The sequence below is a fragment of the Pumilibacter intestinalis genome (assembly GCF_943193005.1).
Lineage (GTDB): Bacteria > Bacillota > Clostridia > Christensenellales > Pumilibacteraceae > Pumilibacter > Pumilibacter intestinalis.
Genome location: NZ_CALPCH010000013.1, coordinates 53,488 through 64,446 on the forward strand (window position 1 = coordinate 53,488; position 10,959 = coordinate 64,446).

General features: G+C 50.4%; 8 protein-coding genes. All 8 read left to right on the forward strand.

Annotated features, from left to right (window positions below):
• The first annotated feature begins 62 nt into the window (after positions 1 to 62).
• Positions 63 to 1,724: a Na/Pi cotransporter family protein gene (locus NFR55_RS07440; protein ID WP_251547857.1), complete on the forward strand. Its 1,662-nt coding sequence runs from the start codon at positions 63 to 65 to the stop codon at positions 1,722 to 1,724.
• A gap of 132 nt (positions 1,725 to 1,856) precedes the next feature.
• Entirely contained in the window at positions 1,857 to 2,888 is a 1,032-nt protein-coding gene (locus NFR55_RS07445) for a hypothetical protein (protein WP_251547859.1), read from the forward strand.
• A gap of 13 nt (positions 2,889 to 2,901) precedes the next feature.
• A complete protein-coding gene (locus tag NFR55_RS07450; RefSeq protein WP_251547861.1) occupies positions 2,902 to 3,321 on the forward strand; it encodes a hypothetical protein in 420 nt (139 codons plus the stop codon).
• An 80-nt stretch (positions 3,322 to 3,401) separates the two neighbouring features.
• On the forward strand, positions 3,402 to 6,542 hold the full coding sequence (locus NFR55_RS07455) for a hypothetical protein (RefSeq protein WP_251547862.1): 3,141 nt from the start codon (positions 3,402 to 3,404) through the stop codon (positions 6,540 to 6,542).
• Positions 6,543 to 6,908: 366 nt separating this feature from the next.
• A complete protein-coding gene (locus NFR55_RS07460; RefSeq protein ID WP_251547864.1) occupies positions 6,909 to 7,667 on the forward strand; it encodes a hypothetical protein in 759 nt (252 codons plus the stop codon).
• A gap of 89 nt (positions 7,668 to 7,756) precedes the next feature.
• A complete protein-coding gene (locus NFR55_RS07465) occupies positions 7,757 to 8,638 on the forward strand; it encodes a hypothetical protein (RefSeq protein WP_251547866.1) in 882 nt (293 codons plus the stop codon).
• Positions 8,639 to 8,645: 7 nt separating this feature from the next.
• A complete protein-coding gene (locus NFR55_RS07470; protein ID WP_251547868.1) occupies positions 8,646 to 9,200 on the forward strand; it encodes a signal peptidase I in 555 nt (184 codons plus the stop codon).
• A 3-nt stretch (positions 9,201 to 9,203) separates the two neighbouring features.
• A complete protein-coding gene (locus NFR55_RS07475) occupies positions 9,204 to 10,475 on the forward strand; it encodes a hypothetical protein (RefSeq protein ID WP_251547870.1) in 1,272 nt (423 codons plus the stop codon).
• Positions 10,476 to 10,959 lie beyond the last annotated feature (484 nt).

The window sequence follows — 10,959 nt, forward strand, 5'->3', positions numbered from 1 at the left end:
AGTTTTTTTCGGTAGAGGTCTTTTATTTTTTTAAGAGCAGACTATTAACGGAGATATAAAGTATGGATACTGTACAAATCATAACGAGCTTGCTCGGTCTTGTTGCGGGCGTAGGCGTGTTTTTAATCGCGTGCAACATGATGAGCTCCAACCTCGAAGCTCTCGGGAGCGGCAGACTCAAGCGGCTGTTTGCCAAAACCTCCGAAAACAAGCTCGTGGGCGTAGGCGTGGGCGCGGCGGCAACCGCGGCGATACAAAGCTCGAGCGCAACCTCGGTAATGGTTATAGGCTTCGTGAACGCGGGCATAATGACTCTTACGCAAGCCGCAACGGTTATATTCGGCGCAAACATAGGAACTACGATAACGGGTCAGCTCGTTGCGCTCGGCATGTTCGGCAACTCGGTTTCCACCTCGGTTATATTCGCGGCTTTGGCGGGTGTGGGCGCGTTTGTGTGCACCTTTGCCAAAAAGGACGCAACCCAAAAGGCGGGCGGCATTATGGCGGGCTTCGGCATGCTGTTCGTGGGTCTGGATATGATGAGCGGGGCAATGAGCTACTTTTCCGCTCTCGACTCGGTAAAAAACTTTCTCGCGCTTTTCCGCAATCCGTTTCTGCTCGTGCTCACCGGCGCGCTCATAACGGCGGTGGTGCAAAGCTCGTCGGTTATGACCTCCATGACCATAACAATGGTGGTTACGGGACTGATTTCGCTCAATCAAGGCGTGTACTTAACCATGGGCGCAAACGTGGGCACTTGCGTTACCGCGCTTATCGCGGGACTTACAAGCACGGTGAACGCAAAGCGCACCGCCCTTATACACATAATATTCAACGTGAGCGGCGTTGCGGTGTTTTTGATAGCCGGGCTTGTTATGGAACTGTTCGGCGTGAATTACGGGCGACTGTTTGCGGCTATGTTTCCGCACGCGCCGCAGTTGCAGCTCGCCATGTTCCACACGCTGTTCAACGTGGCAACCGTTGCAATGGTTTTGCCGCTCACCAAACTGCTCGTTAAAGTCGTTATAAAAATAATCCCCGAGAAAAAGACGAAATCCGAAAACGCGCTCTCGCTCAGGTTCGCCGAGGAGCACATGCTCAAAACCCCGCCCGTTGCCGTTCAGCAAACCAAGCGCGAAATATTGGATATGGCAAGTACCGCAATCCGCAATTTCGAAATATCTTGCGATATAATTTGTTCGCTTAATTACGGTAATATAGAAGAATTTCGCGCAAACGAAAACCGCCTCAATTTCGTAAATCACGAGCTTGCAAAATTCGTGGCAAAACTGCTCAAAGCCGACCTCGGCGAAAAAGACCGCATATATCTTTCCACCGTGTTTCGTTCGGTAACCGACCTCGAGCGCGTGGGCGATTACGCCGAAAACATCATAGAATACGCCGATAAACTAAAGGAAGCCGACTTGAGCTTTTCGCCCGAAGCCGTAGGCGAAATATCCGAGCTTAAGATGCTCGTGCGCGACTTGTTCGACAACGCCGTAACGGCGTACGCGGACTTAGACCGCAAGGCTCTCCGCGAAGCTCTCGCAATAGAGGAGAGGGTAGACGAAATAACCGAGGGTATGACCGAAAAGCACGTTGCACGCATGCGCGACGGCGTTTGTTCTCCCGAGGTGGGCACGCAGTATCTCTCGCTGACTGCCAACGCCGAACGCGTGGCGGACCACTTAATAAACGTTGCAAAAACCATAAAAGCCCTTTAAGGTTAACGAAAGTGTAATTTTTTGTCGAAAAAATTATTCGATATACTTGCAAATGTGTGTGTATTGTGATATAATTTGCATACTGATATAATGTGGGCTTCAATGGGAATAAGTTTTTAAGGAGGTGCGGCAGTGCTTTTTTTACGTAAACACGGCGCGAAAATGTTTTTTGCGATTGCGTGCGTGCTTTTTGCCGTATCTCTTTGTTTTTCCGCGTATTCGCTCGCGCAGTTCGTGTCGCACGCCGAGATAGACGGCGGCGCGGGTGCGGCGGGCATAAACTGCGGCTACACGGTGAATAAGGGCGGCGGCACGTTTATAAACGCCCCGTTTATGCTCAAAGTATCCGAGGAAACCGAAGCCGTGCGCATGAACGACTGGGCGGAGTCGGAAATTACGGTATACAACAACGGAAAAGTCGGGCTTAAGTACGAGTTCAGTTTCGTGCTGTATTTGCCGCGCTCTTTGGCGGAATGCGCAATGTTTCAGCTTGTGGAACTCGAGGAGGGAAGCGAGGTGCAAACGGGCGGCATACAGCGCGTTTATCCGGCAGTTCGCGCGAGCAAGCTGTATATGATAGATACAGACGGCTCTCTGAAAGTTACCGACAGAACCGCGCCCAATGCTTACGCGCCGAACGGAGTGGAAATTCAAAACGACTACGCCGACTACATAGACCGAAACAAAGAGATAACCGTGGAAACGGGCAAGCCCGCGGCGTTTTCGGCGGGCGTTCAGCCGAGTAACGTAACGCGCACATATACAACGTATTCCGCCGAGCAGGCGGCTCGCTACGTGTGCCCCATAACTCTTACCGAAACGGAGGAAATCGAGTTTATACGCGTTACTCTCAATATAAGCGCGAAGGAAAGCCCGAGCGACTATGTGCTCGACGAAACCGAAAACGCCTCGAAACGGTTTTTGCTCCGCCTTTCGCTACGCGCGGCGGTGGACGAAAAAAACTTTGCGGGCGCGTGGGGAGATAACGACAAACACGCGGGGCACGACGTAACCGTGCCCGATAAATACGGCGTTAGGTGGAACGGCAACGTGCTCGAAATAAAAGAGCCGGGCACGGACGAGTTCAAGCCCGTTACCGTGCAAACCTGCATGGGGCTTATTTCGCCGAGCAGAATGAGCGTTGTGTTCACTCAAAAATTGTAGTTAAGGAAACGTAATGACCGAGAAGAAAAACAAGACCAATAACGGAACGTATAAAATACTGTCGGCGGCGCTCGTAATCGCGTCGGCGGTATTGGTCGCGCTTTCTTTCGTCGCGTTTTCTTACGCGAAATACGTAACCGAAATAAGCGGCGGCGATTTGCCCTACGAGGTGCAAACTCCGTTCAGCGTAAAATCTCAGCAGGAGTTGTTCAACGCAATCGCGAGCGGCTACGGTTACGTGCGCCTTTCCAACGAGCTTGACGCGCCCATTATCATGACGGGCGACTCTCTCGACTTAAAATCCAATCTCACCATAGATTTGAACGGCAAAGAAATACAGCGCAACAGCCGCGACAGCCTTTTGAGCGTGCCCGCGGGTACTACCTTTACGGTCGTTGATACCGCGGGGGGGGTGCTCTTTATAATCCTATAGGGAGCGTTCTCACGCTTTCGGGCGGAGATATAAACGTATACGGCGGAATATTCGAGAGCGGACCTCGACCCTCCGAATATTTGGGAAATCTTTCGTCGTTTGCGAGCGAACTCAAAGCGCAGTCGGTAATAATCGAAAAGTGCGCCGATAATACGATAACACAGGGAAACATGCCCATTCTCACCATGCGCGGGAATGATGTTTCGCGATTGAAAAAAACGGGCAACGTGTATTTCGACAGCGCGTTTTCGCGCGACGGCAGCGGCACGGATTGCACCGTTACAGTACCCGAAGACACCTACTGCTACATGATTACGAGCGACTCTACGGGCGACTCCATGGGCGCGTTCGACACCTCCAAAACCGACTTTGTTTACAGCTATTACGTGAATAAAGCCACGGGTGAGTACGCGGGCGCGGAAAAACCCGCAAGCGGCGAGTACTCGCAGGTTAAAGTTTTCGGCTATACCAAAGATATAGAAAAATCGCTCGAGCCGCAAACGGACGAAAGCGGCAACGTGGTTGCCGCCGCGCCCTACTATTCCGCCGTGTATATGGACGGCGGCGTTCTCAACGTAGACGTAACTGCGGCGTCGGACGTTGCCGACGGCAGCTTTTATTCGTATTTCGGCACCTGGTACAGCTCGTGCGTGTATATAAAATCGGGCACTATGACGGTGAGCACCTCGGGCGAGTTCGCAACGGTAAATCCGCAGGATTTGTCGGCGCACGTTAAAACCTATGGCAAGCCGACCAACTCCGCGCGATACGGCGAAGGCGCGTGCATTCTCGCCTCGGGCGGCGTGCTCGACGTTCAAAAGGTTCGCGCGGCAACCTCGTATAACGGTAGCATTATTTCCGTATCGGGCGGCGAGGTGCACATAAAAGACGCCAATCTGAGCAAGTATGCAACGCTTTCTCACGCAAACAGCCCGTTCGACATAGCCGATGAGGGCGGCGACGAAGAGAACGGAGTGGCATCCGAGTTTCCCGCAAACAGGCAGTATCGCGACGCGGCAATATTTATCAACGGCGGCACTTTGGATATTGCCGACAGTTCGATAAAAGTGTATAAAGATATCCCCAATACCGAAACCAACAAGACCACGTTCGGTATACTTTCGCGCGGGCGAACAGACGCACTTGCGAGCGGACTTTCGGGCAAAGGTGTGCAAGTTCTCATGCACGGCTCGCACTCTTACGGAATATTCGCAACTCGCGGCAAAGTGGAACTCGGTGCGAGCGAAACCCGCGCAACCCCGAGCAAAATAGTTATAGACAGCGACAACACTTGCTACGGCGTGTATGCCGTAAACAAAAGCAGCGACCCCGCGAGTGCGGTGGATATCTGTCTGCTCGGCGCGGATATAGAGGTAGGACCGCGCATAGGTCAGTCGGCGGCAGACCCTTTGGCAAACTACGGAACTTTGGATACGAGTACGTACGTGGGCGTTGCCCCTGCGGACTTAGACCCCGAATACGGGAGCGGCGAGAACGTGCACAAGCCCGCAAGCATAGGGGTGTACCTCGAGTGCATGGAAAAGTTCTCGGGCGGCAAAGTGGAGATTTACGGCGCAGACGTAAGTTCAAAAGAGGTGGGTGTTGCGGTTTACGGCGGCGAACTGAACTTTTATAACGAGGGCAGTATAAACGCATATAACGCGTCGGCGGCGGTTTTGCGCGGCGGTAACATAATGTTTGCCGAAAACTCGAGCTTTGACATAAACTGCGAGATTAACCGAATTGACAACAGCGTTACCGCAAGCGACGGAACGGAAACGGAGTGCGGGGCATATGCGATTGCGGCAAAATGGGCGGGAACTCATCGGTACAAGATATACATGCCGTGGCAAGACTCCCGCGTCGGCAAGCCCGTATATGCAAATACCAACGCTATCTACGTGGTGGGCGGCAATCTCGACGTGCGCGGCGACAGTTTTAATGTGAATTTCAGAGGGCTTTACAACGATTTCGGCGACGAAGTTTACAATGTTGCGGGCGACCCTATCTATTTCGATAATTTCGTTGTGAAGAGTTTTGCCGTGGTTTGCGACGGCGGCAACGTATATATTAAAAAAGCGAATATAGCTACAACTGTCGGCGGCGGCGTAAAAGTATCGGGCGGCACGATAAATTTGGGCAACGAAACCACTACTCGCAACGATATTATAATCGAAACGCGCGGAAAGGCGCACGGTAGAGAGGTGCGGTCCGCAAGTGCGTACAACGGAGACGCTACATGGAAATTTTTCGATAATTTGAGCGGCGGTTACGCGGTAGTAGCCCGCGGCGGAAATATAACGGTGTGGAACGGTACGTATACGGCGTCGTATTGCGACGCCATAGCCGCTACCAACGACGCGGGTTCGGAGCTTTCGCACATAGTGGTGCACAACGGCGTGTTTACGGGAAAAATGGAGCACATAGGAGATGGATATTCCGCAAACGCAACGTCTGGACCTGCGAGTCATTACGGGCTGAAAGTAATGGGCGGCGCCGAAATGAATATATACAACGGCGAGTTCGACGGCAGAAACGGCGGCGGCATAGTGCGCGGCAGAAGCGCGGCGGCAAAAGATAAAGCCACGGTGAAAATTTATGCGGGTACTTTCGGTAAGCCTGTCGAAACCGAGCAAACGAAAGAAGGGCAAGACGGGTTTAATATTTACGAGTATTCCACTGTGCACTTCGGGGCATACACGAATGCCGAGTTGAATGAGCACGGGTACGATACTTTTGCAAAACGACAAGAGGCGTTAAGGGTATACGGCAACTTGTTCCCCATAGCGGTGAACTATTTAACGCCCAGTGACACTGAGGTAGCAGGTAATGCCGGTGCTATAGACAATGCCGCCCGCGTTTATTTATACTACGGCAAGTACTTTATTCGCAAGGCGTATTCGTGGGACAACAGGCGTTTCGGCATAGGTGCTATAAATCATCCTATGCGTGACGTTAAGTTCTTTATTTACGGCTATGGTAAAAACGTGTTTGCACAAGAGCGAGGATATACGTGGGCGGTGTCGCGTATTCGTTGGAATTTTGCGAGCGGCGGCGATATTTATCAAGCGGGTATGGGTGCTAATGATAATACGGGATTGTATAATACTTTCAGGGCAACCACTAAAAACGAATATTATTACAATTCGGCTTTGGGAGATGAACAAACAAAGCCTACCGAAAATCTCGTTTTGAGCGAGCATGTCAATAATGAAACATAAAGCCGGTCATTGCGAGGAGCGCAACGGTTTAATGTCATTGCGAGGAGCGCAACGGTTTAATGTCATTGCGAGGAGCGCGTAGCGCGACGCGGCAATCTCAAACATGAGAAAGTATAATCGGCTGTACATGTTCCATGTGGGAGATTGCCACGCTCATTACATTCGCTCGCAATGACTTGAATACCTCCCAACCCCGTCATTGCGAGGAGCGCAACGGTTTAATGTCATTGCGAGGAGCGCGTAGCGCGACGCGGCAATCTCCCTCAATAGAAAAACATATATAAGGTGACACTGCGTGCGGGTAAGTTGCACTGCCTAATCCGCGCGCTTGCACAAATAAAAAAATTCCCAAAAGGAGAAGGAAAAATGGAAGAAAAGAAACAACGCAGAAATAAGAGAATTCTCATTATTTCCGCAATGCTCGTACTGCTCATTGCATTGTTGTGCTTCGGCGGAACTACCTTTGCCAAGTACATAACAAGCAAATCGGCAGAAGCCAAACAGGTAACCGTAGCCAAATGGGGTTTTGTGGTAAACTCAAACGGCAATTTGTTTTCCGAGCAGTACAGTAAAGGTTCGGTTGTAGCGTCGGATGCTACGGGTATCGACGTTAAGGCTTCTTCGCTGCTTACCGTTGCACCCGGCACTTCGGGCTCGATGGAGTTTAGCATTACCGGAAAAGCGGAAGTTTTGGCGCAGGTGTTTGTTGAGGCAAGCGGTACCGATATTTCGATAGCTCATCCCGAGTTCGGCACCTCAGGTGATGCAGGATATTTGGCGGCGGGGACTTATAACCCGCTCAAGTGGACTCTTTCCCAAAAAGGTGACGACGGCAGCTTTACGCCTGTTACGGGCGTAAAGGACGTTACTTTGGCTACTTTTATTACCGAATTAAAGAAGTTGGAAACGGGCACTCCCATTACTATAGACACGACGATTAACGAAACGTACAAGATTTCGTGGAAATGGGATTTTCATACCGACGACGCGCATGACGAAATAGACACGGTGCTTGCTTCGGTATCTAACGACTCTACTTTTACGCTCCCTACGGGATACAGCGATGCAAATACCGTTGCTACGTTTAATTTGAAAGTAGGCGTAAAGCAAGTACAAGCGGCTTAATTCTTAACAAAAAAACTCGGGTTATGCGCGGTTTCCGAATGTGCGGAAGCCGCGAACGGGCCCGAAAGCAAAAACGGAACACTTAATAAATGAGTACGCAAATCGACTGCAATACCTATATTACGGAAGAGGAATTTTCCGGGGAGTTCCGTCGGCACGGCAACGTGCTTTACGATAAAAAGGGCAAACCGCTCGGGAGCGTATCGCGCAAGCGAATATGCGACCTAAACGGAAAAGAAATCGCAAAGTGCGTTAAAGAAGAGAAGATAACCGACGAAAACGACCGAAACGCGCGCGTAGCGGAGTATGCCTCCGAAACGCGTAATTTCAGATTGGTTTGCGATAAACTTTATTTGCTCGGCAAGCAGGGTGAGGAGTGGCTCGGGAGAGTCGCGCGCACGGAGCGCAACGCAGTGCATATTGCGCTACTGAGCGTGCTCGCGTTTTTCCTTATCGCCACCGTTATCTTGATAACGCTTATCGGATTGCCCGTGGCGGACGGCGCAAATACTCTTCCGCCCGAACCCGACGACGACACCGTGCCTGTAATAGATATAACCGACGATACGGGCGCGTGGGAAGACGCGGGAGCTATAGGAATGTTCGGTTCGTCTTTGCGACCGGGCAGTAGCGGTCAATATAAGTTTACAATACATAATCCTCACGAAGACAAAACGCTGAACTATGCGTTTTGGATAGAGCCGCGATACGAGGGCGGCGTAACCGTGAGCGATTTTCCCATAAAGTTCCGTATAAAAATGAACAATCTCATAGTGGAAACGGAAGAATGGCGAAAGGTGGAAGACTTGAAACTTTCCGAACTTTTGCTTTTGCCCGCTTCCGAACACGCTTTCACGCTCGAATGGAATTGGGCGTTTGAGGGCGGCAACGACGAAAACGACACTTTGATAGGAGCCGACGGCGGCAAAATTTCACTTGTGTTGCACGTTTCGGCACAAACAAAAGGTTAGCCTGTCTATGAAAAAAGCTCGTTCGGTTGTAAAAATCGTTTTCACGTCGTTGGGTATCGCAATAGTTGCATTCCTGTTTTTTGTTGTGGCAACTTTGGCGGTAGACAAGTTTATAAAAAAATCGCCCGTGCCGTCGTTTTTCGGATATTCAACCCTGATAGTTACCACGGGGAGCATGTCGGGCACTATAGAACAAGGCGATATGATAGTTATCAAAAAGACCGACGAATACAAAATCGGCGACGTGATAACTTTTATACCCGAGGGCGAAAGTATTCCCACCACGCACCGAATAATCCGCATAAGCGGCGACAACTACTACACAAAGGGCGACGCCAACAACGCCGAAGACGTGCGCCCCGTAACCGCCGACCGCATTGCGGGAAAGGTGATAAACACGTATTCGCACGTGGGACTGTTTTTCACTTGGCTTAAAGACGATTTCGGTTGGGTGTACATAGTGCTGGCGGTTGCAATAGTGATAGCGGGCGTGTTGCTCCTCAAATACGTTTCGATTTCGAAAAAGAGTGAAACGGACAGCAAAGAAAAGGAGAACGAGTAACGCATGGTTGCTTTCTCTTCGGTTTTAATATGCGGTATACAGTGGACGGCTGCTACGAAAGCTCTTTTGATAGTAGGCGTGTGTTTGATATTGCTTGCCGTGTCGTGTTTGCTTGTAATGGAAATTATAGGCAAGCGAAACGCCGTACCGCAAACGGAGTCGGATAGCGAACCTCGAGCCGAGGAGAGTGAAACGCCGTCTTTTGCCGAAGCGGCGGCGTCTGCGGACGAGGACTATGCCGAAGAGGGCATACTGCCCGAGCAAGAGGTGTTGCTCGAAGAAGGTTTGGTGGTGGAGGACGACGGCGAAACCGCCGACGCGGGATTTGTGATAGTGAACGGCGAGCGCGTAAAGGTGCGCTATGACCGCAGCTTCGAAGCCCGCCTTATTCAGTCCGACGACGCTTTGAAAAGCCGCTACAACGAGCTTAAAAACGAGCTGCTGTGCTACGACTTAAAGCCGCGTGTGAGTTGGAGCAACGAGTCTTGCTACAGCGGCAGAACCACTTACGCAAAATTTGCGGTGCGCGGCAAAACGCTGTCGCTTTATCTCGCGCTCGAGCCCAAAGAGTTCGCCGAAAGCAAGTATTCGTTTACCGACGTGCACGGCGTGAGCAAATACAAGGGCGTTCCCATGCGACTCAAGATTAAATCCGACCGCGCAGTGCGTTGGGCTAAAGAGCTCATTGCCGCCATGGCGGAAAAGTACGGCTTGCACACAATTCAGCGCGAAGCGGAGAATTTCCGTCCCGAATACCGCGACACCACCTCGCTTGTAATCCAAAGGCTCATCAAGCTTTATTTGGCGAGCGACAAAGAGTGTACCGACGAGGAGTGGGAAGACGCCGTTATATCCGACCTCAAACTGCGCGACCGCGCTCCGCGCGAATTTCTTACCAGACTTATGCGTTCGCCGATTGCGCTCAAAACCAACTACAGCGAGCTTAAAAACGAGCTTTTGCGTTACGGGCTTAAATGCCGCATGAGCAAGTCCAACGAGTCGTATTACATAAGGCACGTAACCTACGCCAAGTTTGCCATACGCGGCAAAAACCTGTCGCTTTATCTTGCGCTTGCGCCGTCGCAGTTCGCCGACACGAAATACATTTTCAAAGACGAAAGCGGCGTTTCCAAATATGCCGCCGTTCCGCTCAGATTGCGCATAAGTTCGGCTCGCAGCGTGCGCTGGGCGAAAGAACTTATTTTCGCGTTGGGCAAAAAAGAGGGATTGCACCGCACCGAATTGCCCGAAACCGATTATCGTTACGTAAAATAAAATTTTTCAAAGTTTTTTGTTAAAAACTCTTGACAATGTTTCTTATATGTGGTATTATAAACAAGCTATCGTGTTTGATAGCCGTTTATTTTAGGCGCGAGTCGCCGACCATGTATTGTTACGCAATACCGCTGGGCATAATAGATATCGGATAAAACGTATCGATTTATGCTTTTTTTATTGCCTGTCGGCAGTAAAGATAAACGTATGTTTTGCACATTGACAACAGCAAAGAAGAAAGAAGAGAAATCAATATAGAAAACGAGTATATGGAAAGAGAAGTATACGAGTAATATTGCAAAAAAGAAAGCATATATAAAGAGAAATATTGAAGTCTTGTAATTCAGAAAAAGAGAAACCAAAATAGAACTGAAAAGAACTGTTAGGTCAAGGATAGAAACCGAAAAAAGGTTTTTATTAGACGGAAGTCTTCCGAAAGGGAGATAAGATTAAGCTAATAAGAGCATACGGAGGATGCCTTGGC

Bases quoted from the DNA above. Each gene is read 5' to 3' on its own strand.
- NFR55_RS07450 (WP_251547861.1), top strand. From the start codon at position 2,902: ATGACCGAGAAGAAAAACAAGACCAATAACGGAACGTATAAAATACTG.
- NFR55_RS07470 (WP_251547868.1), top strand. From the start codon at position 8,646: ATGAAAAAAGCTCGTTCGGTTGTAAAAATCGTTTTCACGTCGTTGGGT.
- NFR55_RS07440 (WP_251547857.1), top strand. From the start codon at position 63: ATGGATACTGTACAAATCATAACGAGCTTGCTCGGTCTTGTTGCGGGC.
- NFR55_RS07475 (WP_251547870.1), top strand. From the start codon at position 9,204: ATGGTTGCTTTCTCTTCGGTTTTAATATGCGGTATACAGTGGACGGCT.
- NFR55_RS07465 (WP_251547866.1), top strand. From the start codon at position 7,757: ATGAGTACGCAAATCGACTGCAATACCTATATTACGGAAGAGGAATTT.
- NFR55_RS07460 (WP_251547864.1), top strand. From the start codon at position 6,909: ATGGAAGAAAAGAAACAACGCAGAAATAAGAGAATTCTCATTATTTCC.